The following is a 25,492-nucleotide window of genomic DNA, read 5'->3' on the forward strand; positions in this document are numbered from 1 at the left end:
GCCGGAGAGATCCTGCTCGGTAAGAAAGGCGCGGCTGGTGATATATCCCCGGCTGATATACCAGTCAGAAATACGGGCGAGAAGCTCCGTTATTTTCGCCATATCCAGACAGCGGCCCTGCCACGGCGCAACCAGGGCCTGCCGCGTTTTCGGGGAAATGAGGGGCGTGCCGGAGAGGGTAATGGTATCAATGGTGAAGCAGGGCCCGGCGCCGGCTGCAGGCAGAGGCCTGTCAGGCGCGGGACGAGGAATACTCCGCTCCAGCTCTTCACGCTGTTGCTGGTTCTTTAATAACAGTTCCTCCTGCTGCTGACGCACGGTGTCCCGGTCAGCAGGAGTAAGGGGGGCTGCATGGCTCAGAGAGCAAAAAAATAACGAGCAAAAAAAGACGGCTTTGCTGTAATAGCGCATATAAAAGGATAATATTTTTTGGTTTTCTTAATTATGCCAGCTCCGACGCAATAGAGAATAGTCTCAAAAAGAGGGCTACTATAATTAGTAGTAATATTTGCGTTAAGTCTAAAAAAATAAAAATCCGTGATAAAGAAGAGTGTAGTTTCTGAAAGCTTTATTATTCGATCATGGTTCCTTCTTTCACAAAATATTAACTAACCTTCCCAATAATGAGATGTAAACGTCAGCGAGTAGTGCTGATTAAATTACCCGTCGTACTCATCGTGCTGCAAACTCTGATGGAGTCTGATAATTCAGTGCTGAATATGGGGCTCGCGCGATAACGTCTTTGAAGTTATCAATCAACAGCATGACGATATCTGTATGGGAAAGCGTGGACAGGATAAAAACAGGCAAAAGAAGATAACATCAGGAAAAGCTGGAGCGGGCGAAGGGAATCGAACCCTCGTATAGAGCTTGGGAAGCTCTCGTTCTACCATTGAACTACGCCCGCTTTGAGGTGCGTATGGCATTATAGACCTTACGCACCTTCATACAAGCCTCTTAACAACTAACCGGCGATAAAATAATCACTTAGCACTTCGGTTTGCTGCCGGGCACAGGCAGATAACGCTGCGGATCGATGGCCGTCGCCTTATAGCGAATCTGGAAATGCAGCTTCACCGCGTCCGTGCCGGTGCTGCCCATGGTGGCAATCTTCTGCCCGGCTTTGACGTTCTGACCGTTGTTGACCAGCATCGTGTCGTTGTGCGCATAGGCCGTGATGTAGTCTTCGCCATGCTTAATCATGATCAGGTTACCGTAGCCGCGCAGCTGGTTACCCACGTACACCACCTTCCCTGCCCCGGAGGCATAAACCGGCGTACCGCGCGCAGCGGCGATATCAATACCCTTGTTGCCACCTTCAGAAAGTGAGTAAGGGGCGACCACTTTACCGCTGGCAGGCCAAATCCAGCAGCGCTGTCCAACCGGCGGCCATGATGATTGCGGCACCTGATAGGACGGCGTCACTTTGGCGGTTTTGCCTTTCGTAGAGGATTTTTTGCCCGAGGACGAGCCGCCGCTAACCTTCAGCTGCTGCCCCACCTCGATGGTGTAGGGCGGCGAGAGGTTATTCAGCCGCGCCAGATCCTTCACGCTGGTTCCCGTTGCGCGCGAAATCCGGTATAGCGTATCCCCGCGCTTAACGGTATAGACCGAACCGGAATAGCTGCCCATATCCGAAGATTTGCTCCCTGAACAGCCCGCCAGCAATAGCGTCAGCGTCAGGCAAAAAATGGCGGTGATGGGATTTCTCGTCAGGCTTCCTGCAAACAAAACAGATCCTCGGTCAGCGTGAATGGCGCACTATGATAACAGCCAAAACGAATATGGGTCATGCCCTTTTCCGCTCTACGCGCCAAACCGTTCGTATAAGAATGCCGTATAATGATCCGGCTGATGGTGCTGAACCACTCGGCATTTTGGCACTGGAGCATCAATGAGTATTCAAGAACACGTTATTTTGGTAAACGACCAGGGAATGGTGATTGGCACTCAGGAAAAATATGCCGCGCACACCTTACATACCCCGCTGCATCTGGCTTTCTCCTCCTGGCTTTTTAACGCAAACGGCGAATGTCTGATCACCCGGCGCGCCTTAACCAAAAAAGCCTGGCCCGGCGTCTGGACCAACTCCGTCTGCGGCCACCCGCAGTCCGGCGAAGAGACGATACAGGCGATAATCCGCCGCTGCCGCTTTGAAGTGGGCGCTGAGCTAACCGATATCACCGCCGTCGCCCCTGAATTTCGCTATCGGGAAACCGACCCGTCCGGGATCGTGGAAAACGAAATTTGCCCGGTATTCGCGGCCCGCATCACCAATGACGTGACGATAAACGAAGATGAAGTGATGGACTATCAGTGGGTGGAGCTGGACGCGTTATTCCGCGCGCTGGACGCGACGCCCTGGGCCTTTAGCCCGTGGATGGTCATGGAAGCGACAACCGCCCGCGAAAAACTCAAAGCCTTCGCGGCGCAATAAAAAAGCCCCTTTCGGGGCTTTTTTTACATCTTAACGCCTTATTTCACCGGGCGCATCGCCGGGAACAGGATCACGTCGCGGATGGTGTGGCTGTTGGTGAACAGCATGACCATACGGTCGATACCAATCCCCAGGCCCGCCGTTGGTGGCAGACCGTGCTCCAGCGCGGTCACGTAGTCTTCGTCGAAGAACATCGCTTCGTCGTCGCCTGCCGCTTTCGCGTCAACCTGATCCTGGAAGCGCTGAGCCTGGTCTTCCGCATCGTTCAGCTCGCTAAAGCCGTTGCCGATTTCACGGCCGCCGATGAAGAATTCGAAGCGATCGGTGATTTCCGGGTTCTCGTCATTACGACGCGCCAGCGGAGAGACTTCAGCCGGGTATTCGGTGATGAAGGTCGGCTGAATCAGGTGCGCTTCGGCCACTTCTTCGAAGATCTCGGTCACGATACGGCCCAGACCCCAGCTCTTCTCAACCTTGATACCGATGCTTTCCGCGATCGCTTTCGCAGAATCGAAGTTATCCAGGTCCGCCATGTTGGTTTCCGGACGGTATTTCTTGATCGCTTCGCGCATGGTCAGTTTTTCGAACGGCTTGCCGAAGTCGAAGACTTCTTCACCGTAAGGAACCTGCGTGGTGCCCAGAATGTCCTGCGCCAGAGTGCGGAACAGGGATTCGGTCAGCTCGATCAGATCTTTGTAATCCGCATACGCCATATAGAGTTCCATCATGGTGAACTCTGGGTTATGACGAACGGAGATACCTTCGTTACGGAAGTTACGGTTGATTTCGAACACGCGGTCGAAACCACCGACCACCAGACGCTTCAGGTACAGTTCCGGCGCGATGCGCAGGTACATGTCCAGGTCCAGGGCGTTATGATGGGTGATGAACGGACGCGCAGACGCGCCGCCAGGGATCACCTGCATCATTGGGGTTTCCACTTCCATAAAGTCGCGGTTGACCATGAACTGGCGGATACCGGCCATGATCTGGGAGCGAATTTTGAAGGTCTTACGGGATTCATCGTTAGAGATGAGATCCAGGTAGCGCTGACGATAGCGCGCTTCCTGATCCTGCAGGCCGTGGAATTTGTCCGGCAGCGGGCGCAGAGCTTTGGTCAGCAGACGCAGCTCGGTGCAGTGGATAGACAGTTCACCGGTTTTGGTTTTGAACAGTTTACCTTTCGCGCCCAGGATATCGCCCAGGTCCCACTTCTTGAACTGCTCGTTGTAGATGCCTTCCGGCAGGTCGTCACGGGAAACGTACAGCTGAATACGGCCACCAACGTCCTGCAAGGTCACGAAGGAGGCTTTACCCATGATACGACGGGTCATCATGCGGCCTGCTACGGCCACTTCAACGTTCAGCGCTTCCAGCTCTTCGTTCTCTTTAGCGTCGAAGTCAGCGTGCAGTTGGTCTGAGGTATGGTCACGACGAAAATCGTTCGGGAACGGCACGCCCTGCTCGCGCAGCGCTGCCAGCTTCTCGCGGCGGGTTTTCAGTTCGTTGTTAAGATCGACTACCGCGTCAGCGCCCTGTGCTTGTTGTTCAGACATGTTGGTTCCTCATAACCCTGCTTTCAAACTTGCTTCGATAAATTGGTCCAGGCTGCCGTCCAGCACCGCCTGCGTGTTGCGGGTTTCAACCCCGGTACGCAGGTCTTTGATGCGGGAGTCATCAAGGACGTAAGAACGGATCTGGCTGCCCCAACCGATGTCGGACTTGTTGTCTTCCATCGCCTGTTTCTCAGCATTTTTCTTCTGCATCTCCAGCTCATAAAGCTTCGCTTTCATCTGCTTCATGGCCTGGTCTTTGTTCTTATGCTGGGAACGGTCGTTCTGGCACTGTGTTACCAGCCCGGTTGGAATGTGGGTAATACGCACCGCTGATTCCGTACGGTTAACGTGCTGACCACCCGCGCCGGATGCGCGATAAACGTCGATACGCAGGTCCGCCGGGTTAATTTCGATATCAATATCTTCATCAACTTCTGGATAAACAAACGCGGAGCTGAAGGAGGTATGACGACGGCCACCAGAGTCGAACGGGCTCTTACGCACCAGGCGGTGAACGCCGGTTTCGGTACGCAGCCAGCCGTAGGCATAATCGCCAATGATCTTGATGGTGACGGATTTCAGACCCGCAACTTCACCTTCAGACTCTTCGATAATTTCGGTTTTGAAGCCGCGCGCTTCTGCCCAACGCAGGTACATACGCGTCAGCATGCTGGCCCAGTCCTGCGCTTCGGTGCCGCCAGAACCCGCCTGAATATCGAGATAGCAGTCAGCGCTGTCGTATTCGCCGGAGAACATACGGCGGAACTCAAGCTGCGCCAGCTTCTCTTCCAGCACGTCGAGTTCTGCCACGGCTTCGTTAAAGGTTTCTTCGTCGTCGGCTTCGACGGCCAGCTCCAGCAAACCGGAAACATCTTCCAGCCCCTGAGCCATTTGATCCAGCGTATCTACGATAGCTTCGAGAGAGGAACGCTCTTTACCCAGCGCCTGTGCGCGTTCAGGTTCGTTCCAGACGTCCGGCTGTTCCAGCTCGGCGTTTACTTCTTCAAGACGCTCTTTCTTGGCATCGTAGTCAAAGATACCCCCTAAGAACGTCAGAGCGCTCCGTGAGGTCCTGAATACGGTTTTTTACCGGATTAATTTCAAACATGGTCTGTTTTCTTTTATGGACTTGTCAAAATGCGGTGATAAGAGCGGGATTGTACCGAATCCACGCCCTTTTTTATAGAGATTACTGCCGCTAAATTGGCCAGATATTGTCGATGATGATCTGCAGGGTGCGGTTACCGCGAAACTCGTTGATGTCCAGTTTGTACGCCAGCTCGACCTCGCGCACGCCGTTGTCCGGCCATACCGCCGTGTCAACGTTGAAGGCAATGCCGTCCAGCAGCGGTCCACCGCCCACGGGCTCGACCATCACTTTCAGATGGCGTTCGCCGACGATGCGCTGCTGCAGCAGACGGAAACGACCGTCAAACAGCGGTTCCGGGAACATCTGCCCCCACGGACCGGCATCGCGGAGCATTTGCGCCACGTCCATCGTCATCTCAAGCGGTGAAAGCTCGCCATCGGACACCACTTCCCCCTGCAACAGGGCCGGATCAATCCAGTCGGTGACCAGTTCACCAAACAGCCGCTGAAACTCGTCGAACTTCGCCTCTTCCAGCGACAGGCCCGCCGCCATCGCATGGCCGCCAAACTTGATCATCAGACCCGGATACAGCGTATCGAGACGCTCCAGCGCATCGCGCATGTGCAAACCCTGAATCGAACGGCCTGAGCCTTTCAGCGTGCCGTCGCCTGCGGGGGCGAACGCGATCACCGGGCGGTGGAAACGCTCTTTAATGCGCGACGCCAGAATGCCGACCACGCCCTGGTGCCACTCAGGATGGTACATCGCCAGGCCGCCCGGCAGCGTATCGCCGCTGCGTTCAAGCTTTTCGCACAGGGTCAGCGCTTCGGCCTGCATCCCCTGCTCAATCTCTTTGCGTGTCTGGTTCAGCGCGTCCAGCTCGTTGGCCAGCACGCGCGCTTCACCGATGTTGTCGCACAGCAGCAGCGCCACGCCGACGGACATATCGTCCAGCCTTCCTGCTGCGTTAAGACGCGGGCCGAGGGCAAAGCCCAGGTCGCTTGCCGCCAGCTTGAGCGGATCGCGGTTGGCAATCTCCAGCAGCGCCTTGATCCCCGGACGGCACTTGCCCGCCCGAATGCGGCTTAGGCCCTGCCAGGTCAAAATGCGGTTATTGGTATCGAGCGGTACCACGTCCGCGACGGTGCCCAGCGCCACCAGATCGAGATATTCGGCCAGGTTCGGTACGGCAATACCGCGAGAGTCGAACCAGCCCTTATCGCGCAGCAGGGTCCGTAACGCCAGCATCAGATAAAACGCTACGCCCACGCCTGCGAGGGATTTCGACGGGAAATCGCAGTCGCGCAGGTTGGGGTTAATAATCGCTTCCGCATCGGGCAGCGTTTCGCCCGGCAGGTGGTGATCGGTGACCAGCACCGGGATCCCCAACGCGTGAGCATGATCGACGCCCGCATGGGAGGAGATCCCGTTATCGACGGTCATGATCATCTGTGCACCACGGGCGTGGGCCTGATCGACCACTTCCGGGCTGAGGCCATAGCCGTCTTCAAAACGGTTCGGTACCAGATACGTGACGTTATCGCAGCCCAGCGCGCGCAGGCTGAGCACGCTCAGCGCGGTGCTGGTTGCGCCGTCGGCGTCGAAATCGCCCACCACCACAATCCGCGTTCCCTCTCGAAGCGCGTTGTAGAGCATTTCGGTGGCTTTTTCGATACCGCTCAGCTGCTGCCAGGGCAGCATCCCTTTCACGCTGCGTTCAAGATCCTCAGCGCGACGCACGCCGCGGCTGGCGTAGAGGCGCTTAAGCAGCGCCGGGAGATCGTCCGGTAAATCAACGGGTTCAACCGCCTCGCGGCGGCGCAATTTTATTGGGGCTTTCACGCGGATTATTTACCACCAAACTGTTTCTGGTGCGCGTCGAGGAACTCTTTCATCTCTTTCGGTCCCTGATAGCCCGGAACGACATAGCCGTTGCTCAGGACAATCGCAGGCGTACCGCTCACGCCAAACTGCACGCCGAGCGCGTAGTGGTTAGCGATATCAATGTCGCAGGAGGCCGGCTTAACGCCTTTGCCGTTCATCGCGTCGTCAAACGCTTTGTTACGGTCTTTCGCACACCAGATAGCCTTCATGTCCTGCTCTGGCTGGCTCTGCACGCCCGCGCGCGGGAAGGCCAGATAACGCACGGTAATGCCCAGCGCGTTGTAGTCTTTCATCTCTTCATGCAGCTTGTGGCAGTAGCCGCAGGTGATGTCGGTGAAGACGGTAATGACGTGTTTTTCCTGCGCCGCTTTATAGACGATCATCTCTTTTTCGAGCGCGTTCAGGTTTTTCATCAGCAGCTGGTTGGTGACGTTTACCGGCTGCGCGCCGCTCACGTCGTACATTGGCCCCTGAATAATGTGTTTGCCGTCTTCGGTGACGTACAGCACGCCGCTGTTGGTGAGTACCGTTTTCATGCCGGCAACCGGTGCAGGCTGAATATCGCTACCGGTGACGCCAAGCTTAGCCAGCGACTGTTTGATGGCGGCATCGTCCGCATGGGCGAAACCGGTAAATGAGGCTGCCAGCAGGGTGAACAGCGCGAAAGACTTTTTCATATGTGATCCTGTTACAATTCGTCGGCACTCACGCACGAGGGTGGTGCTGTTGGTGTAGCTGCCGCAGGCGTTCCGTCGCGACATGGGTATAAATTTGCGTCGTGGAAAGATCGCTGTGGCCCAGCAGCATCTGCACCACGCGTAAATCAGCGCCGTGGTTTAACAGATGCGTCGCGAAGGCGTGACGCAATACGTGCGGCGAAAGCTTTTCACTGTCGATACCCGCCAGTGTGGCGTAATGCTTGATGCGATGCCAGAACGTTTGCCGCGTCATCTGCTGGGCGCGCTGGCTCGGAAACAGGACATCGATAGACGTACCATTGAGCAGCCACGGACGACCGTGCTCCAGGTACGTTTCCAGCCAGTAAACCGCCTCTTCACCCAGCGGAACCAGCCTTTCCTTATTTCCTTTACCGATGACGCGCACTACGCCCTGACGCAGGCTGATGTCGCTCATCGTCAGGCCAACCAGTTCCGAAACGCGCAAGCCGGTAGCATACAATAGCTCAAGCATGGCTTTATCGCGTAACTCCAGCGGCAGGTCAACAGCCGGTGACTGTAATAATCTCTCAACTTGTGCTTCGCTGAGATCTTTCGGCAGCCGCTGCGGGAGCTTAGGAGATGCCAGCAGCGCGCTGGGATCGTCTTCGCGGATCTTCTCACGGTAGAGGTGCTGGAACAGCCGACGCATGGCGCTGAGCAAACGCGCGGAACTGGTGGCTTTGTAGCCCCCTGCGATACGTTCCCCAAGCAGCGCCTGCAGGTCGTCACGCTGCGCGCTCGCAAGGGATAACCCCCGGTGCGCAAGCCACTCCACCAGCATGGTGAGATCGCGACGGTAGGCGCTAAGGGTATTCTCCGCCAGATTTTTCTCCAGCCACAGCGCGTCGAGAAACTGTTCGATCAGTGCGAGATCCTTTTCCACATCAGCCCCTTTGATTCTGCAGTCAGGCCATTATGCCTGATTGCGACCGGTTTCTGGTACACTACGCGCATAGTCAAAGCAAGAATTGAGATAGTTACGCGATGAATATTGGTCTGTTCTATGGTTCCAGCACCTGCTACACCGAAATGGCGGCAGAGAAAATTCGCGACATCATTGGCCCGGAACTGGTGACGTTGCATAACCTGAAAGATGACGCGGTCGCGCTGATGGAACAGTACGATGTCCTGATCCTTGGCATCCCAACCTGGGATTTTGGTGAGATACAGGAAGACTGGGAAGCCATCTGGGATCAACTCGATTCGGTCAATCTCGACGGCAAAATCATTGCCATGTACGGCATGGGGGATCAGCTGGGCTACGGGGAATGGTTCCTGGACGCGCTCGGCATGCTGCATGACAAGCTGGCGCCGAGAGGGGTGTCGTTTATCGGCTACTGGCCAACCGAAGGTTACGAGTTCACCAGTAAAAAACCGATTATTGCCGACGGCGAGCTGTTTGTTGGACTCGCGCTGGATGAAACCAACCAGTACGATCTCAGCGATGAGCGCCTGCAAAGCTGGTGCGAGCAGATTCTGGGCGAAATGGCTGAAAAGTTTAGCTAACGCGCATTACCCCTGCGTCGTCTGTTGCAACAGCATCCGGCGCAGGTCTCGCCACTCGGCAGCATCCATACTGTCAGCCGCCAGCCACAGATGCTGGCAACGCCCGCCGTCCACCTTGCGTAACCGTAACATCATGCCGCAGTTGAGCATCCAGGGCATACCGAGAATATCCCACTCTTTACCCTGCCAGCGCAGGCGGGAATCCATCAGTAATTTAATCTCTCCCTGACGGGCATTAATGCGACGCTGGCTGCGTACGCTGTCAAAAACGACAAACGACAGTAACAGCAGCCACAGCGGCGTATAGCTCAGCGGCCACGGCATCAGTAAAACAAAGGCCGCGACCAGGCCGTGGAGCAATAAAGACATCCACTGCGAGCGCCACGAGACGCGAAGATCAGATTGCCACAGGACCACGTTCCCGATTCCGTGTTTGAATTAATTGCACCATCCGTTGCAACTCGGTGTCGGCGGGTTTGCCGTGGTTCATCAGCCAGTTGAATAAATCCGGATCGTCAGACTCAAGCAGGCGAACAAACAGACGCTTATCATCATCGCTTAAGCTGTCATACTCATATTCGAAGAAAGGCATGATGGAAATATCAAGTTCACGCATGCCGCGACGGCACGCCCAGTGAATACGGGCCTTGTTGTTAATATCCATGTTCAGTTTCCTGCATTACGTTTGGCACAGTCGGTACCCCGTTCAGTGTTCTTTATTTCTCTACGGGGACACCAGCTAGTGTAACGTGTTTTTGACCGTTTCATTACTGGAATATTGCGATCGCCGAGCAGGCTTCCAGAATAATCCCCACAAAGACAGTGGATTACATTATTTTGCGTAGCGCTACGCATAACCGGTTTAGGGCACAAATGGTCTGTTGAAAGCGCTTGCATTGCCTGCAGGCTCTTTTACCATTAGGCATTATCAAAGCGTTAAGCAATTCAGGATATCGTTATGGCATTTACACCATTTTCTCCTCGCCAGCCCGCCGCCTCTGCGCGTCTGCCGCTGACGCTTATTTCTCTTGATGACTGGGCGCTGGCAACGCTCTCCGGTGCCGACGCCGAAAAATATCTGCAGGGCCAGGTGACCGCCGACGTCAGCCAGATGACCGAACACCAGCACCTGCTGGCCGCGCATTGTGACCCAAAAGGCAAAATGTGGAGCAATCTGCGACTCTTCCGCCGTCAGGACGGCTTTGCCTTTATTGAGCGCCGCAGCCTGCAAGAGGCCCAGCTCAAAGAGCTGAAGAAGTACGCGGTCTTCTCCAAAGTCACTATCGCCCCGGACGACGAACATGTCCTGCTGGGAGTGGCCGGCTTCCAGGCGCGTGCGGCGCTGAAAAATCTCTTCAGCGAACTGCCGGATGCAGAAAAGCAGGTGGTCAGCGAAGGCGCGACCTCCATCCTGTGGTTTGAACACCCGGCGGAGCGTTTCCTGTTAGTCACGGATGCGGCAACAGCCGAACGCGTGACCGAAGCGCTGCGCGGCGAAGCGCAGCTCAACAACAGTCAGCAGTGGCTGGCGCTGAATATCGAAGCGGGTCTGCCGGTGATTGACGCCGCAAACAGCGCGCAGTTTATTCCTCAGGCAACGAACCTGCAGGCGCTGGGGGGTATCAGCTTTAAAAAGGGCTGTTATACCGGCCAGGAGATGGTGGCACGTGCAAAATTCCGCGGAGCTAACAAACGAGCGCTGTGGACGCTGGCGGGCCATGCCAGCCGTGTACCTGAAGCGGGTGAAGACTTAGAGCTGAAGATGGGTGATAACTGGCGCCGCACCGGCACCGTGTTAGCCGCCGTACAGCTGGATGATGGACGTCTTTTGGTGCAGGCCGTCATGAACAACGACATGGAAGCCGACAGCGTGTTCCGCGTGCGTGACGATGCGAACACGCTGAGCATCGAGCCGCTGCCATATTCGTTAGAAGAGTAATCGTATCCAGGTGCCCTCCCTCTCCCTGTGGGAGAGGGCCGGGGTAAGGGCAACCGCCCGCACGGTGGAAAAAACTACACCTGCCCCACGTACAAATAGATCGCCAAAAAGTGGCATACGCTGCCGCCCAGCACAAAGCCGTGCCAGATGGCATGGTTGTACGGGATGCGCTTGCAGACGTAGAAAATCACGCCGAGCGAGTACACCACGCCGCCTAAGGCCAGAAGCGTCACGCCCCCTACCGACAGTTTAATCGCCAGTTGATACACCACAATCAGCGACAGCCAGCCCATTGTCAGATAGGTGACCAGTGACAGCACCTTAAACCGGTGCGCGATGGTCAGCTTAAACAGGATCCCCAGCAGTGCCAGGCTCCAGATAACAATCATCAGGCCACGCGACAGCGGTGAGTTGAGCCCCACCAGCAGAAACGGTGTGTAGGTGCCTGCAATCAGAAGATAGATAGCACAGTGGTCAAATTTCTTGAGCCACATCTTGGCCCGCTGATGCGGGATCGCGTGATACAGCGTCGACGCCAGGAACAGCAGGATCATACTCCCGCCATACAGGCTGTAGCTGGTAATGGCCATCGCGCTGGCATTGGCGTCCACCGCCTGCACCAGCAATAACACTAAACCGACAATCCCAAACACCAGGCCAATGCCGTGGCTGATGCTGTTGGCTACTTCCTCAGCCAGCGAATATCCCTGTGCGATTAATGGTCTGCTCACCATACAAAACTCCGGGAAAACAAAAGATGATTATTCATCGCATAACTATGCTAACTGAGAATGATTCCAGTGAACACCTGTTAGCTAAAATAAAGTTAAACATAACGTTTCTAAATTACAATCAGACAGTTACACTTTAATTTCAGCGAACGCTCGTTTCGATTTTAATTATAAACATTTAAAATCAATTACATAAAACTGGTTCTGCCTGGGGTAGATCTCTGCGATCACGCTTTTCAATGCATCCAGGGTCATGTTCTCCTGTTCAGCATGTTTTTGCGTCAATGTGTCGAACGTAACGGTTGACGTTCCTGTTACTTCGATGGTGCAAAAATAACCATCATCCTCATAACGCCCCACCCGCAGGATATCGCCGGTTTTGAAATGGGATTCACTTTTATCCCGGATAGTGATGGTTTTACGTCCGGCCAGGATGTCGTCCTGAAAGCGCTGAAAAAAAGTGATGTCGTTTGGCTGCATGTTATTATTCCCTGAAGAAAAGTCTGATGAGTGAGTGTAGCCATTGTGAGCATGTTCTCCCATTCCGCCATTGCCAGTCTCAATAACCTGGAGATGATGGTCTACAACTATGTCATAAAAAATCGTGACAAAGTGATGTACATGACCATCCGCGAGCTGGCGGATGCGGCAGACGTCTCAACCACGACTATCCTGCGCTTTTGCCGCAAGCTTAACTGCGAAGGGTATTCTGAATTTCGGGTGCGCTTTAAGCTTTATCTTGAACAGAACGAGCCCCAGCAGGCGAATTTCGGTGCCAGCGAAATTATCAGCTTTTTTAAAAGCGTGAATAATGAAGAGTTCGATGCGCTATTAGATAATGCGGTTGATATTATTTTATCGTCAGAGCGAATTATATTTGTCGGTGCCGGAACATCGGGTTCGCTGGCAAAATATGGCGCACGCTTCTTTTCTAATATCGGGAAATTCAGTAACCATATTGATGACCCTTATTTCCCGGTCACCAATGATATGGCGAAAAATGCGCTGGCGATTGTGCTTTCCGTCTCTGGCGAGACCGAGGAGATCCTGCGCTTCGCCAGCCAGTTCAGCCTGCATCACTGCAAGGTGCTCTCGATAACCAGCCACGAGCACTCGCGTCTCGCAAAACTGGCGGACTTTAATCTCTCCTGGCATGTTCCTCAGACGCGTATTGCAGGCGTCTACGACATCACCACGCAAATTCCCGTCATTTATATTCTGGAGTCTCTCGGACGTAAACTGGCGAAGAAACTTACAGAATAAAACACCCTGTTTTTTTGATGTAACAAATCACATTTACTGTGAATTGTTATATCGTGACATTCAATTTCGCTTTGCTAGACTCGATGCCAATAAGCCATTTATTGAGAAGAGCAGCGATGAAAAAATTAACCTTACCAAAAGATTTTTTATGGGGCGGCGCGGTTGCCGCTCACCAGGTTGAAGGCGGCTGGAACAAAGGCGGCAAAGGGCCAAGCATTTGTGACGTATTGACCGGCGGTGCGCACGGCGTCCCGCGCGAAATCACCCAGGAAGTAGTGCCGGGTAAATACTACCCAAACCACGAGGCCATCGACTTCCACGGCCACTATAAAGAAGACATCAAGCTGTTTGCCGAGATGGGTTTCAAGTGCTTCCGCACCTCTATCGCCTGGACGCGCATCTTCCCGAAAGGTGACGAAACGCAGCCAAACGAAGAGGGGCTGAAGTTCTACGACGACATGTTCGACGAGCTGCTGAAATACAACATCGAACCGGTGATCACCCTCTCCCACTTCGAAATGCCGCTGCACCTGGTACAGGAGTACGGTAGCTGGACCAACCGTAAAGTGGTCGATTTCTTCGTGCGCTTCGCGGAAGTGGTTTTTGAGCGCTACAAAAACAAGGTCAAATACTGGATGACCTTCAACGAAATCAATAACCAGCGTAACTGGCGCGCGCCGCTGTTCGGTTACTGCTGCTCGGGCGTGGTCTATACCGAACATGACAATCCGGAAGAGACCATGTACCAGGTCCTGCACCACCAGTTTGTGGCCAGCGCCCTGGCGGTGAAAGCCGCGCGCCGCATCAACCCTGAGATGAAAGTTGGCTGCATGCTGGCGATGGTGGCGCTCTATCCGTTCTCCTGCAAACCGGAAGACGTGATGTTCGCCCAGGAATCCATGCGCGAGCGCTATGTCTTTACCGACGTCCAGCTGCGTGGTTACTACCCGTCCTACGTGCTGAACGAGTGGGAGCGCCGCGGCTTCTCCATCAAAATGGAGGCAGGCGACGAGCAGATCCTGCGTGAAGGTACCTGCGACTACTTAGGTTTCAGCTACTACATGACCAACGCGGTGAAAGCGGAAGGCGGGACCGGCGATGCGATTTCCGGCTTCGAAGGCAGCGTGCCGAATCCGCACGTGAAAGCGTCCGACTGGGGCTGGCAGATCGATCCGGTAGGCCTGCGCTATTCCCTGTGCGAACTGTACGAGCGTTATCAGAAGCCGCTGTTTATCGTGGAAAACGGGTTCGGCGCCTACGATAAGGTGGAAGAAGACGGCAGCATCAACGACGACTATCGCATCGACTACCTGCGTGCCCACGTGGAAGAGATGATCAAAGCCGTGACGCACGACGGCGTGGATCTGATGGGCTATACGCCATGGGGCTGCATCGATTGCGTGTCGTTCACCACCGGCCAGTACAGCAAGCGCTACGGTTTTATCTACGTGAACAAGCACGACGACGGCACGGGCGACATGTCGCGTTCCCGCAAGAAGAGCTTTAACTGGTATAAGGAAGTGATTGCCAGCAACGGCGAGAATCTTTAACGCCGGGCGGCGCTACGCTTGATCCCCTCTCCCTTTGGGAGAGGGTTAGGGTGAGGGGTTTACTTCCCGCCCGCCAACTCAATAAAACTGCCCGTTACGTACGACGCCTTCTCGCTCAGCAGCCAGACAATCGCCTGCGCCACCTCTTCCGGCTGGCCGCCGCGCTGCATCGGCAGCAACGATTTCACGCGATCCACTCGCCCCGGCTCTCCACCGGACGCATGAATATCGGTATAAATCAGCCCCGGACGTACGCAGTTGACGCGAATACCCTGCGCCGCCACCTCCAGCGATAGCCCGGTTGTTAGCGAATCGACCGCCCCCTTGGACGCGGCATAATCCACATATTCACCCGGCGCGCCCAGTCGCGACGCGGCGGAAGAGACGTTCACTATCGCCCCACCCTTGCCGCCATGCCTGAAGGACATGCGTTTTACCGCTTCCCGGCAGCAGAGAAAGTAGCCCGTGACGTTGGTCGCCAGGACGCGGTTAATGCGCTCAGCGGAGAGGTTCTCGATAGTGGATTGCTCAAACAGAATGCCCGCATTATTGACCAGCGCACGAAGCGGCTCGCCTTCACGATCGAGGCTGTCAAACATCGCCAGCACCTGGGCTTCATCACTGATATCCGCGCGGACGGCAAAGGCTTTACCGCCCGCTTCAACGATCTGGTTGATCACGTCCGTCGCGGCTTTAATGTTGTGGTGATAGTTCACCGCCACAGTGTAGCCTTCGCGCGCCAGCTGCAGCGCGGTGGCTTTCCCAATGCCCCGGCTGGCGCCGGTGACCAGTGCTATTGCCATTTTCTTCTCCCAATAAAAAAGCCGGGTGGCGGCTTCGCCTTACCCGGCCTACGTTACTACACCAATAATATTACTGGTATTCGCTCATCGGCACGCAGGAGCAGAACAGGTTACGGTCACCGTAGACGTCATCAAGACGCTTCACGGTCGGCCAGTACTTGTTTGCCACGCCTGCCGGGAAGACGGCCAGCTCGCGGGAATAACCGTGGTTCCACTCTGCCACCATTTCGTGCTGGGTGTGCGGGGCGTTAACCAGCGGGTTATCTTCCAGCGTCCACTCGCCGTCCTGCACGCGATCGATCTCCATGCGGATGGCCAGCATCGCGTCGATAAAGCGGTCCAGCTCGGCTTTGCTTTCAGATTCCGTTGGCTCCACCATCAGCGTACCCGCAACCGGGAACGACATGGTTGGCGCGTGGAAGCCGTAGTCAATCAGGCGCTTGGCAATATCCAGCTCGCTGATGCCCGTCGCTTCTTTCAGGGGACGAATATCGAGGATGCACTCGTGCGCCACGCGACCGTCGCGGCCGGTATAGAGCACCGGGAAGGCAGACTTCAGGCGAGTCGCAATATAGTTGGCGTTCAGGATCGCCACCTGGCTCGCCTGCTTCAGCCCTTCCGCGCCCATCATGCGGATGTACATCCAGCTGATTGGCAGGATAGAGGCGCTACCGAACGGTGCCGCAGAGACCGCGCCCTGACGGGTCAGCATCCCTTCAATCTGCACCACGCTGTGGCCCGGTACAAACGGTGCAAGGTGCGCTTTCACGCCGATTGGGCCCATGCCCGGGCCGCCACCGCCGTGCGGGATGCAGAAGGTTTTGTGCAGGTTCAGGTGCGACACGTCCGCGCCGATAAAGCCCGGAGAGGTAATGCCCACCTGAGCGTTCATGTTTGCGCCGTCGAGGTAAACCTGACCGCCGAACTGGTGCACCACTTCGCACACTTCACGGATGGTCTCTTCGTACACGCCGTGGGTAGACGGGTAGGTCACCATGATGCAGGAGAGCTTGTCGCCCGCCTGCTCGGCTTTCGCACGCAGGTCGACCAGATCGATGTTGCCGTTCTTATCGCACGCCACCACCACCACTTCCATGCCCGCCATCTGCGCAGAAGCCGGGTTGGTACCGTGGGCGGAGCTTGGGATCAGGCAGATATCGCGGTGACCTTCGTTGCGGCTTTCGTGATAGTGACGGATCGCCAGCAGACCCGCGTATTCGCCCTGCGCGCCGGAGTTCGGCTGCATGCAGAGCGCGTCATAACCGGTCAATTTCACCAGCCAGTCGGAAAGCTGGTTGATCATCATATGATAACCTTCCGCCTGCTCTGGCGGGCAGAACGGGTGCAGCTCGGAGAATTCAGGCCAGGTGATCGGGATCATCTCCGCCGCGGCGTTCAGCTTCATGGTGCAGGAGCCCAGCGGGATCATCGCCTGGTTCAGCGCCAGATCCTTGCGCTCCAGAGAGTGCATATAGCGCATCATCTCGGTTTCGCTGTGGTAGCGGTTAAACACCGGATGCGTCAGGATCGCATCGTTACGCAGCATGCTTTCCTGAATGGAGCGGCTGTCGAGCGCGACCTCTTTGTCGAGCGCATCAATGTCCAGACCGTGCGCGTCACCCAGCAACACGCTGAACAGGTTCAGGATATCGTCGCGGGTGGTGCTTTCATCCAGCGTAATGCCGACGGCGTTGTGAATGTCGCTGCGCAGGTTGATCTCTGCTGCATTCGCGCGCGCCAGCACGGCCGCTTTGTCCGCCACTTCCACACACAGGGTGTCGAAGTAGTGAGCGTGGCGCAGCTTAAGGCCTTTCTGCTGCAGACCGCAGGCCAGAATATCGGCCAGGCGGTGAATTCGGCTGGCAATGCGTTTCAGGCCAGCCGGGCCGTGGAACACGGCGTACAGGCTGGCGATGTTTGCCAACAGTACCTGGGAGGTACAGATGTTGGAGTTCGCTTTCTCGCGGCGGATGTGCTGCTCGCGGGTCTGCATCGCCATGCGCAGGGCGGTGTTACCGGCAGCGTCTTTTGAGACGCCGATAATACGGCCTGGCATGGAGCGTTTGAATTCATCTTTCGCGCCGAAGAACGCCGCGTGCGGGCCGCCGTAGCCCATCGGCACGCCGAAGCGTTGCGCTGAACCGAATACGATATCCGCGCCCTGTTTACCCGGCGCCGTCAGCAGCACCAGCGCCATAAAATCGGCGGCAACGCTGACAACCACTTTGCGGGTTTTCAGCTCGGCAATCAGCGCGCCGTAGTCGTGAACTTCGCCGGTGGTGCCCACCTGCTGCAGCAGCACGCCGAAGACGTCCTGGTGATCCAGCACTTTGTCAGCGTCGTCTACGATCACGTCAAACCCGAAGGTCTCTGCGCGGGTACGCACCACGTCCAGCGTCTGGGGATGCACGTCCGCCGCGACGAAGAAGCGGTTGGCATTTTTCAGCTTGCTCACGCGTTTGGCCATCGCCATTGCTTCGGCGGCAGCGGTCGCTTCATCCAGCAGCGAAGCGGAGGCGATGTCCATCCCGGTCAGATCCAGTGTCACCTGCTGGAAGTTCAGCAGCGCTTCCAGACGGCCCTGGGAGACTTCCGGCTGGTACGGGGTGTAAGCGGTGTACCAGCCCGGGTTTTCCAGCATGTTGCGCAGGATAACCGGCGGTAACTGCACGTTGGTGTAGCCCATGCCAATGTAAGACTTATAGCGCTTGTTCAGGCCTGCGATAGCCTTCAGCTCCGCCAGCGCGGCGAATTCCGTGGTGGCTTCCCCCACCTGAGGCGGCGTGGCAAGCTGGATGTCTTTTGGCACAATCTGGCCGATCAGTGCGTTTAATGAATCCGCGCCAACTGTCTTCAGCATCTCCTGCTGTTGCTGAGCATCCGGCCCAATGTGACGTTCAATGAAGGCGCCACGGTTTTCAAGCTGGCTTAAAGTCTGTGTCATGAGCGATGGTTCCTGAAACGTGCAGTGAATTTAAGTTCCCTCTCCCTCTGGGAGAGGGTTAGGGTGAGGGGAAGATGGGCACCCTCGCCCCTGCCCTCTCCCGAAAGGAGAGGGGGATAAACGATTACTCGTCTTCTAACAGTGCTTCGTACGCGGTCGCATCCAGCAGCGCGGCAACCTGAGATTCGTCGCTGGCTTTGATCTTGAAGATCCAGCCGCCTTCATAAGGCTCGCTGTTCACCAGCTCTGGCGAATCGCTCAGCGCGTCGTTGACGGCAACGATTTCGCCGCTCACAGGAGCATAGATGTCAGATGCCGCTTTTACGGACTCCGCCACGGCGCAGTCGTCGCCCGCGCTAACGGTCGTGCCCACGTCAGGCAGGTCAACAAACACCATGTCGCCCAGCAGCTCTTGCGCGTGCTCGGTGATCCCTACGGTGTAAGTGCCGTCCGCCTCTTTGCGCAGCCACTCGTGTTCTTTGCTGTATTTCAGTTCTGCTGGCACATTGCTCATTGAAGTTCTCCTGATAAAAATGATTAGGCGACCGGCTTACCGGCGCGAACAAAAATCGGTTTGGTCACGTTGACCGGCATTTCGCGGTTGCGGATTTGTACCACCGCCGTTTCGCCAATGCCCGCCGGCACGCGTGCCAGTGCAATACTGTAGCCCAGCGTCGGGGAGAAGGTACCGCTGGTGATCACGCCTTCGCGAGGATTGCCGTCGGCATCGGTAAAGCGCACCGGCAGTTCACCGCGCAGCACGCCCTTCTCGGTCATCACCAGACCCACCAGCTGTTCAGTGCCCTTCTCGCGCTGCATCTCCAGCGCTTCGCGGCCAATAAAGTCACGGTCAGCCGGTTCCCATGCGATGGTCCAGCCCATGTTGGCGGCCAGCGGAGAGACGCCTTCATCCATCTCCTGACCGTAGAGGTTCATCCCCGCTTCCAGACGCAGCGTATCGCGCGCGCCCAGACCCGCAGGCTTCACGCCCGCCTCCACCAGCGCGCGCCAGAAATCAGCGGCCTTCTCGTTCGGCATCGCAATTTCGTAGCCCGCTTCACCGGTGTAGCCGGTGGTGGCGATAAACAGATCGCCCGCCTGCACGCCGAAGAACGGCTTCATGCCTTCGGTTGCTTTGCGCTGCTCGTCGTTAAACAGAGACGCGGCTTTCGCCTGCGCGTTCGGCCCCTGTACGGCGATCAGCGACAGATCGTCACGGACGGTGATGTCGATGGCATAAGGTTCGGCGTGTTGGGTGATCCAGGAGAGGTCTTTTTCACGGGTGGCGGAGTTGACAACGAGGCGGAAGAAATCTTCAGTGAAATAGTAGACGATAAGGTCATCAATCACGCCGCCGGAGGCATTCAGCATGCCGGTATAGAGCGCTTTACCCGGCGTCTTCAGTTTGGCAACGTCATTTGCCAGCAGATAACGCAAAAACTCCCGGGTGCGGCTACCGCGCAGATCGACAATCGTCATGTGGGACACGTCGAACATACCGGCATCGGTGCGCACCGCGTGGTGCTCATCAATCTGCGAGCCGTAGTGCAGCGGCATCATCCAGCCGTGGAAGTCCACCATGCGGGCGCCGCATAACACGTGTTGTTCGTACAAAGGAGTCTGTTGAGCCATCTTGTCCTCGTTGAAAAATTCACCGTGAAACCCGGTATCGGCCCCGTTACCTGGCGCCGACGCAAACGTTCTCTTTTACCCGAACTTACCACCGAAACCGGCGGTTAACCATAAGGTAAAACGGGTCATCACATTAGCTTATGACCAAAAAACGCTGAAAAGCCTACAGAGTTATTCACTGGAAAAATGCGATTAAACCCGCACAAAATTAACAATGATCTAACAGGATTTAGCACATGGTGATATTTCGTGCGGGAAAACGGGCCGAATTTCCGTAACATAAAATCCCGTAGATTAGATTTTCTAATGCGAAAAATGACGTGAAATTAGAATATTTCAAACGAGGGAATTTCCCCGGCGCAGAGGCCGGGAAAATAAAGTGTGACGGGGATCGAGATTAGCGTAACCAGTCGGGAAGATCGTTAAGACCCATCGCCTGACGGAGGAGTTGAGGTTTAACACCCGGAAGGGTGTCAGCAAGCTTGAGGCCAATGTCGCGCAGCAGTTTTTTCGCCGGATTCGCCCCGGCAAACAGCTCGCGGAAGCCCTGCATGCCCGCCAGCATCATCGCCGCACTGTGCTTGCGGCTGCGCTCGTAGCGACGCAGGTACAGATGCTGACCGATATCTTTGCCTTCGCGATGCAGGCGACGCAGTTCCTCAACCAGCTCAGCCGCGTCCATAAAGCCAAGGTTAACGCCCTGCCCGGCCAGCGGATGAATGGTATGCGCCGCATCCCCCACCAGCGCCAGACGGTGCGCAGCAAACTGACGCGCGTAGCGGCCGGTTAACGGGAATACCTGACGCTCGCTTTCAAGCGTACACAGGCCAAGGCGGTTATCAAAGGCCATGCACAGCGCCTGGTTAAAGGCATCCGGCGTCGCCTCCTCCATCAGCTGGGCTTTTTCAGGCACCAGGGACCAGACAATCGAGCACAGGTGCGGATCGGCAAGCGGCAGGAACGCCAGAATGCCGTCGTTGTGGAAAATCTGCCGCGCCACGCCGCCGTGCGGCTCCTCGGTACGGATCGTCGCCACCAGAGCGTGATGACGATAGTCCCAGAAGGTCAGCGGGATATCGGCTTTATTCCGCAGCCAGGAGTTCGCACCGTCAGCACCGACCACCAGACGCGCGGTCAGCATGTCGCCGCTCTGTAAGGTGATAAACGCCTCGTTTTCACCCCACGCCACCTGCTGGATCTGCGCAGGCGCAATCAGCGTCACGTCGCTGCACTGCTGCGCTTTCTGCCACAGCGCGTGGTGGATCACCGCGTTTTCGACGATATGACCCAGATGGCTGTAACCCATGCTTTCATCATCAAAAGCAATATGACCAAAGCTGTCTTTATCCCACACTTCCATGCCGTGATAGCAGCTGGCGCGCTGCGCCACAATATCTGCCCAGACGCCAAGGTGCGTCAGCAATTTCTCGCTGGCGGCATTGATCGCCGAGACGCGGAGTTCCGGCGGGGCATCTGGCGCAACGGGCTGAGGCTGCTTTTGCTCCAGCACCGCCACGCGCAGGCCGCTGCCCTGTAAACCGCAGGCCAGAGCCAGTCCGACCATACCGCCGCCAACAATGGCGACATCAACATTTTGCACGGTGATAACTCCTTAACGCGCGACCCAACCAAGAGTCCGCTGCGCCAGCACGTCACGTGCCGGAATGAATAATTCCATCGCCATTAGCCCGAGGTTGCGACCCGCAACCAGCGGTGCCCAGCGATTGGCAAAAAGATGGACTAAGCCGTCGGTGACGCCAATCGTCGCCTCTTTATCCGCCTGGCGGCGCTTCTGGTAATGGCTGAGCACCGGGTATGCGCCACAGTCTTTTTGTTCGCCCCATGCCTGAGACAGGGTTTCCGCCAGGCTCATGACATCCCGCAGGCCAAGGTTGAACCCCTGCCCCGCGATGGGGTGCAGCGTCTGCGCGGCATTACCGACAAGCGCCAGACGATGCGAGATGGACTGAGAGGCAGTAGTCAGCGAAAGCGGGTAAATCGCCCGCTGTCCAGCATGGGTAATACGCCCCAGCCGCCAGCCAAAGGCTTTCTGCAGCTCGGTACAAAAACGTTCGTCTGACCAGGCTTTAACCTCTTCGGCCTTATCCTGCGGGTGGCACCAGACCAGGGAACAACGCCCGTCCGACATCGGCAGCATCGCCAGCGGGCCATGCTGCGTAAAGCGTTCAAACGCCCTTCCGTGGTGTTCAGCTGCGGTAGAGACGTTGGCAATGACCGCAACCTGCCCGTAAGGCTGTTGACGCCACTCCACGCCACACTGGGCGCCGAGCGATGAGCGCGAGCCGTCCGCGGCGACCAGAAGCTGGCCTTCAAGCACGGTGCCGTTTTCCAGCGTTACGCTGACCGACGCCTCACTGCGGCTCACGCTGGCCACGCGCGCCGGACAATGCAGCGTGACGCCCGGCGCATCCTGGAGCAGACGAAACAGACGCAATCCGACGTCGTGCAGCTCGACAACCTGACCCAGCGCGTCAATGCGGTAATCCTGCGCGTCCAGCGTGACAAAGCCAGCATGGCCGCGATCGCTTACGTGAACGGTTTTAATTGCCGTCGCGCAATCGGCGATGGCCTGCCAGATGCCAATACGGGACAGCTGCTGGCAGGTACCCTGCGCCAGGGCAATAGCGCGGGAATCAAAACCGGGATGATTCTTCGCATGCGGTGCGATAGCTTCAACCAGGTGCACCGGAAGCTGCCCCTTCGTCAAATGCGAAATGGCCAGCGCCAGCGTGGCCCCGGTCATGCCGCCGCCAACGATAATCACGCTCATGCGCGTGCCGCTGCCATCAGCGCCTCGATATCGTCAGCGTTTTTCACGACGCTCGCGGTCAGGTTTTCGTTACCGGTTTCGGTGATCACGATGTCGTCTTCGATGCGAATGCCAATTCCGCGGTACTCTTCAGACACGTCGGCATCCGGTGCGATATACAGGCCTGGCTCCACGGTTAACACCATGCCCGGCTCCAGCACGCGCGAACGGTCGGTGCCGTACGCGCCAACGTCATGCACATCCAGCCCCAGCCAGTGGCTTAGGCCGTGCATGAAATACGGTCGATGCGCATTTTCAGCGATCAGGATATCGACCTCCCCTTTCAGGATCCCGAGCCTGACCAGACCGGTAATCATGATGCGCACCACTTCGCCGGTCACTTCCTGCATGGAGGTACCGGGACGATACAGCCTGAGCGCCGTCTCAAGCGACTCGAGAACGATGTCGTAAATGGCGCGCTGTGCCGGTGAGAATTTACCGTTCACCGGAAAAGTACGGGTGATGTCTCCCGCGTAGCCCTGATATTCGCAACCGGCGTCAATCAGCACCAGATCGCCGTCGCGCAGCGCGCTTTCGTTTTCGGTGTAGTGCAGAATGCAGCCGTTTTCTCCGCCGCCAACAATGGTGTTGTAGGAGGGATAACGCGCGCCGTGGCGGTTAAATTCGTGATGAATTTCGCCTTCCAGCTGGTATTCGAACATCCCGGGACGGCACTTTTCCATGGCGCGGGTGTGCGCCAGGGCGCTGATTTCGCCCGCTCGACGCATCAAATTCAGCTCTTCTTCAGACTTGAACAGGCGCATTTCATGCACCACCGGACGCCAGTCCGTCAGCGTGGCCGGCGCGGACAGGTTCTGCCGCGAGCCTTTGCGCAGCTTATCCAGCGCGGTGAAAACAATCTCATCGGCGTACGCATATTCACCCTGCGCGTGATAGAGCACGTCGAGGCCGTTAAGCAGCTGATAGAGCTGCTGGTTGATTTCGCTAAACGCCAGAGCACGGTCAACGCCCAGCTTCGCCGGTGCGGCCTCCTGGCCCAGGCGGCGACCAAACCAGATTTCGGCCGTCAGATCGCGCACGCGGTTGAAAATCACGCTGTGGTTGTGGGTGTCATTGCTCTTAATCAGCACCAGCACCGCTTCCGGCTCGTTAAAGCCGGTGAAGTACCAGAAATCGCTGCTCTGGCGATAGGGGTATTCGCTGTCGGCGCTGCGCGTGACTTCGGGCGCAGCAAAAATCAGCGCGGCGCTGCCCGGCTGCATTGTTGCCAGCAGCGCCTGACGGCGGCGCGAATACTCTTGACTCGAGATAACCATGACACCCTCCTGTGCGTTATTTTTCTTAATGTAAGGTTGGCTTGCGGACTTCCGGCGCGGTCGGCTGTGAGCGCGTGAAATTGTCGTGGCACAGCAGTGCCGCCACGCGCACGTACTCGATAATCTCTTCAAGAGACATTTCCAGCTCTTCCTGGTCTTCGTCTTCATCGTAGCCGAGCTGGGCAATGTTACGCAGGTCGTCAATCGCTTCACCCGCTTCGCCGGTCACTTTATCCAGTTTAGGCTGCGTCACGCCCAGCCCCAGCAGATAGTGGTTTACCCAGCCGGCCAGCGCATCGGCGCGATCGAACACGCTGACGTCGTCGCCTTCAGGCAGATAAAGCTGAAAAAGGAAGCCATCGTCTTCCAGCGAATCGCTGGTTGCGGCGTGCATTTTACGCAGCGCTTCCGCCAGCTCGTGACCAAACGCCAGCCCTTCATTCGTGAGGTCGTGGATCAGCGGCTGCCATGAGCTGTCGCTGTTTCCGCCGCACAGCATGCCACTGATCAGACCGTGCATTTCGGCAGGGGTTAAACCGACTCCCTGCTGGTTCAGTAACTGGTTTAAATCCTTGTAACCAGGCATTTCGTTCTGTATAGACATGAGCATTCGTCATCAAAGGGGGGAAGTTTCATGATATGCTACCACTTTGGACCCTGGTGATACCAGAAAAGGGCTTGTATCTTCACATCAGGGTAGCTATAGTGTCGCCCCTTCGCAGCCCCCGGGGCAGTAAGCGAAGGCAGCGCAGTCAATCAGCAGGAAGGTGGCATGTCTGCACAACCCGTCGATCTCCAGATTTTTGGCCGTTCACTGCGAGTGAATTGTCCGCCTGAACAAAGGGATGCTTTGAATCAGGCAGCGGACGATTTGAATCAGCGGTTGCAAGATCTAAAAGAACGCACTAGAGTCACAAATACTGAGCAGCTGGTTTTCATCGCCGCGTTGAACATCAGCTATGAACTGACTCAGGAAAAAGCGAAGACCCGCGACTACGCGGCAAGCATGGAGCAGCGCATTAAAATGCTCCAGCAGACCATAGAACAGGCATTGCTTGATCAAGGTCGCAATCCCGAAAGACCGGGACCAAAGTTTGAATAACACTTCTCAGTTGACTATGGTAGAGTAACTGTGAAGACAAAATTTCTCTGAGATGTTCGCAAGCGGGCCAGTCCCCTGAGCCGATATTTCATACCACAAGAATGTGGCGCTCCATGGTTGGTGAGCATGCTCGGTCCGTCCGAGAAGCCTTAAAACTATGACGACACATTCACCTTGAACCAAGGGTTCAAGGGTTACAGCCTGCGGCGGCATCTCGGAGATTCCCTCT

Annotated in this window: 25 protein-coding genes, 1 tRNA gene and 1 other RNA gene; 7 read left to right on the forward strand and 20 right to left on the reverse strand. The window is 56.4% G+C overall.

What is annotated here, in order from left to right; all coding sequences use genetic code 11:
* The 3 genes from USF70_RS11690 to actS all read right to left on the reverse strand — a co-directional run.
* Window positions 1-318: POTRA domain-containing protein (locus tag USF70_RS11690; RefSeq protein ID WP_414464678.1), on the reverse strand; the 318-nt coding region annotated here is incomplete at its 3' end.
* A 515-nt stretch (window positions 319-833) separates the two neighbouring features.
* Window positions 834-907: transfer RNA gene (locus USF70_RS11695), tRNA-Gly, on the reverse strand.
* An 80-nt stretch (window positions 908-987) separates the two neighbouring features.
* Window positions 988-1,731, reverse strand: coding sequence for an amidase activator ActS (gene actS / locus USF70_RS11700; protein WP_320735651.1), 744 nt, complete (start codon window positions 1,729-1,731; stop codon window positions 988-990).
* 163 nt (window positions 1,732-1,894) lie between these two features.
* Here actS and idi point away from each other — a divergent pair, with 163 nt between their 5' ends.
* Entirely contained in the window at window positions 1,895-2,437 is a 543-nt protein-coding gene (gene idi / locus USF70_RS11705) for an isopentenyl-diphosphate Delta-isomerase (protein WP_033146588.1), read from the forward strand.
* Window positions 2,438-2,475: 38 nt separating this feature from the next.
* Here the strand turns inward: idi and lysS are convergent, their stop codons facing one another.
* The 5 genes from lysS to xerD all read right to left on the reverse strand — a co-directional run bounded on the left by lysS (window position 2,476) and on the right by xerD (window position 8,569).
* Window positions 2,476-3,993 (reverse strand): lysine--tRNA ligase, encoded by a 1,518-nt coding sequence (gene lysS, locus USF70_RS11710; protein WP_023309094.1) that lies wholly within the window; start codon window positions 3,991-3,993, stop codon window positions 2,476-2,478.
* A gap of 9 nt (window positions 3,994-4,002) precedes the next feature.
* A protein-coding gene (gene prfB, locus USF70_RS11715) for a peptide chain release factor 2 (RefSeq protein ID WP_096151315.1) occupies window positions 4,003-5,101 on the reverse strand; the annotation gives its coding sequence in 2 pieces (ribosomal slippage) (window positions 4,003-5,025 and window positions 5,027-5,101; 1,098 coding nt in all).
* 90 nt (window positions 5,102-5,191) lie between these two features.
* A complete protein-coding gene (recJ, locus tag USF70_RS11720; protein WP_039262981.1) occupies window positions 5,192-6,925 on the reverse strand; it encodes a single-stranded-DNA-specific exonuclease RecJ in 1,734 nt (577 codons plus the stop codon).
* Between the two features lie 5 nt (window positions 6,926-6,930).
* Complete coding sequence (gene dsbC, locus USF70_RS11725) at window positions 6,931-7,644, reverse strand: bifunctional protein-disulfide isomerase/oxidoreductase DsbC (protein ID WP_029740340.1); 714 nt, start codon at window positions 7,642-7,644, stop codon at window positions 6,931-6,933.
* A 28-nt stretch (window positions 7,645-7,672) separates the two neighbouring features.
* Window positions 7,673-8,569: a site-specific tyrosine recombinase XerD gene (gene xerD / locus USF70_RS11730; RefSeq protein WP_023309098.1), complete on the reverse strand. Its 897-nt coding sequence runs from the start codon at window positions 8,567-8,569 to the stop codon at window positions 7,673-7,675.
* Window positions 8,570-8,670: 101 nt separating this feature from the next.
* On the opposite strand from xerD, the gene fldB reads away from it, so the two are divergent.
* Window positions 8,671-9,192 carry a flavodoxin FldB gene (fldB, locus tag USF70_RS11735; RefSeq protein ID WP_039262979.1) on the forward strand — a complete coding sequence of 174 codons (522 nt, stop codon included), beginning with the start codon at window positions 8,671-8,673 and terminating at the stop codon, window positions 9,190-9,192.
* Between the two features lie 6 nt (window positions 9,193-9,198).
* Here the strand turns inward: fldB and USF70_RS11740 are convergent, their stop codons facing one another.
* Complete coding sequence (locus USF70_RS11740; protein ID WP_021242050.1) at window positions 9,199-9,609, reverse strand: protein YgfX; 411 nt, start codon at window positions 9,607-9,609, stop codon at window positions 9,199-9,201.
* On the reverse strand, window positions 9,590-9,856 hold the full coding sequence (gene sdhE / locus USF70_RS11745) for an FAD assembly factor SdhE (RefSeq protein ID WP_010435322.1): 267 nt from the start codon (window positions 9,854-9,856) through the stop codon (window positions 9,590-9,592). Before sdhE ends, USF70_RS11740 begins: the two co-directional genes overlap by 20 nt.
* Before the next feature lie 294 nt (window positions 9,857-10,150).
* On the opposite strand from sdhE, the gene ygfZ reads away from it, so the two are divergent.
* Window positions 10,151-11,131: a tRNA-modifying protein YgfZ gene (gene ygfZ / locus USF70_RS11750; RefSeq protein ID WP_033146590.1), complete on the forward strand. Its 981-nt coding sequence runs from the start codon at window positions 10,151-10,153 to the stop codon at window positions 11,129-11,131.
* A gap of 74 nt (window positions 11,132-11,205) precedes the next feature.
* Here the strand turns inward: ygfZ and trhA are convergent, their stop codons facing one another.
* The gene (gene trhA, locus USF70_RS11755) at window positions 11,206-11,865 is read right to left on the reverse strand and encodes a PAQR family membrane homeostasis protein TrhA (RefSeq protein ID WP_033146591.1); all 660 of its coding nucleotides are present in this window, start codon (window positions 11,863-11,865) and stop codon (window positions 11,206-11,208) included.
* A gap of 165 nt (window positions 11,866-12,030) precedes the next feature.
* Window positions 12,031-12,342 (reverse strand): N(4)-acetylcytidine aminohydrolase, encoded by a 312-nt coding sequence (gene yqfB / locus USF70_RS11760; protein WP_033146592.1) that lies wholly within the window; start codon window positions 12,340-12,342, stop codon window positions 12,031-12,033.
* Between the two features lie 51 nt (window positions 12,343-12,393).
* Between yqfB and USF70_RS11765 the strand changes: the two genes are divergently transcribed.
* Entirely contained in the window at window positions 12,394-13,125 is a 732-nt protein-coding gene (locus USF70_RS11765; protein WP_029739204.1) for a MurR/RpiR family transcriptional regulator, read from the forward strand.
* 116 nt (window positions 13,126-13,241) lie between these two features.
* On the forward strand, window positions 13,242-14,675 hold the full coding sequence (gene bglA, locus USF70_RS11770; RefSeq protein WP_069303275.1) for a 6-phospho-beta-glucosidase BglA: 1,434 nt from the start codon (window positions 13,242-13,244) through the stop codon (window positions 14,673-14,675).
* A 59-nt stretch (window positions 14,676-14,734) separates the two neighbouring features.
* Here bglA and USF70_RS11775 read toward each other — a convergent pair whose 3' ends face one another.
* From USF70_RS11775 to USF70_RS11810, 8 genes are all read right to left on the reverse strand, one after another.
* Window positions 14,735-15,478: an SDR family oxidoreductase gene (locus USF70_RS11775; RefSeq protein WP_032660097.1), complete on the reverse strand. Its 744-nt coding sequence runs from the start codon at window positions 15,476-15,478 to the stop codon at window positions 14,735-14,737.
* A gap of 70 nt (window positions 15,479-15,548) precedes the next feature.
* Entirely contained in the window at window positions 15,549-18,422 is a 2,874-nt protein-coding gene (gcvP, locus tag USF70_RS11780) for an aminomethyl-transferring glycine dehydrogenase (RefSeq protein ID WP_182382660.1), read from the reverse strand.
* A 124-nt stretch (window positions 18,423-18,546) separates the two neighbouring features.
* Window positions 18,547-18,936: a glycine cleavage system protein GcvH gene (gene gcvH, locus USF70_RS11785; protein ID WP_008499718.1), complete on the reverse strand. Its 390-nt coding sequence runs from the start codon at window positions 18,934-18,936 to the stop codon at window positions 18,547-18,549.
* A 23-nt stretch (window positions 18,937-18,959) separates the two neighbouring features.
* Window positions 18,960-20,054, reverse strand: a complete 1,095-nt coding sequence (gcvT, locus tag USF70_RS11790; RefSeq protein ID WP_029739208.1) for a glycine cleavage system aminomethyltransferase GcvT — start codon at window positions 20,052-20,054, stop codon at window positions 18,960-18,962.
* 397 nt (window positions 20,055-20,451) lie between these two features.
* Entirely contained in the window at window positions 20,452-21,654 is a 1,203-nt protein-coding gene (gene ubiI, locus USF70_RS11795) for an FAD-dependent 2-octaprenylphenol hydroxylase (protein ID WP_064673274.1), read from the reverse strand.
* 12 nt (window positions 21,655-21,666) lie between these two features.
* The gene (gene ubiH, locus USF70_RS11800) at window positions 21,667-22,845 is read right to left on the reverse strand and encodes a 2-octaprenyl-6-methoxyphenyl hydroxylase (protein ID WP_320735652.1); all 1,179 of its coding nucleotides are present in this window, start codon (window positions 22,843-22,845) and stop codon (window positions 21,667-21,669) included.
* Window positions 22,842-24,155, reverse strand: a complete 1,314-nt coding sequence (gene pepP / locus USF70_RS11805; protein ID WP_232938758.1) for a Xaa-Pro aminopeptidase — start codon at window positions 24,153-24,155, stop codon at window positions 22,842-22,844. Before pepP ends, ubiH begins: the two co-directional genes overlap by 4 nt.
* 31 nt (window positions 24,156-24,186) lie before the next feature.
* A complete protein-coding gene (locus tag USF70_RS11810) occupies window positions 24,187-24,765 on the reverse strand; it encodes a YecA family protein (RefSeq protein ID WP_029739212.1) in 579 nt (192 codons plus the stop codon).
* A 168-nt stretch (window positions 24,766-24,933) separates the two neighbouring features.
* Between USF70_RS11810 and zapA the strand changes: the two genes are divergently transcribed.
* Window positions 24,934-25,263: a cell division protein ZapA gene (gene zapA, locus USF70_RS11815; protein ID WP_006811891.1), complete on the forward strand. Its 330-nt coding sequence runs from the start codon at window positions 24,934-24,936 to the stop codon at window positions 25,261-25,263.
* Between the two features lie 41 nt (window positions 25,264-25,304).
* Window positions 25,305-25,488, forward strand: a non-coding RNA gene (gene ssrS, locus USF70_RS11820) — 6S RNA.
* Window positions 25,489-25,492: the final 4 nt, after the last annotated feature.

Origin of the sequence: Enterobacter sp. 237C8 (assembly GCF_034106865.1) — a bacterium.
Classification (GTDB): Bacteria; Pseudomonadota; Gammaproteobacteria; order Enterobacterales; family Enterobacteriaceae; genus Enterobacter; species Enterobacter asburiae_B.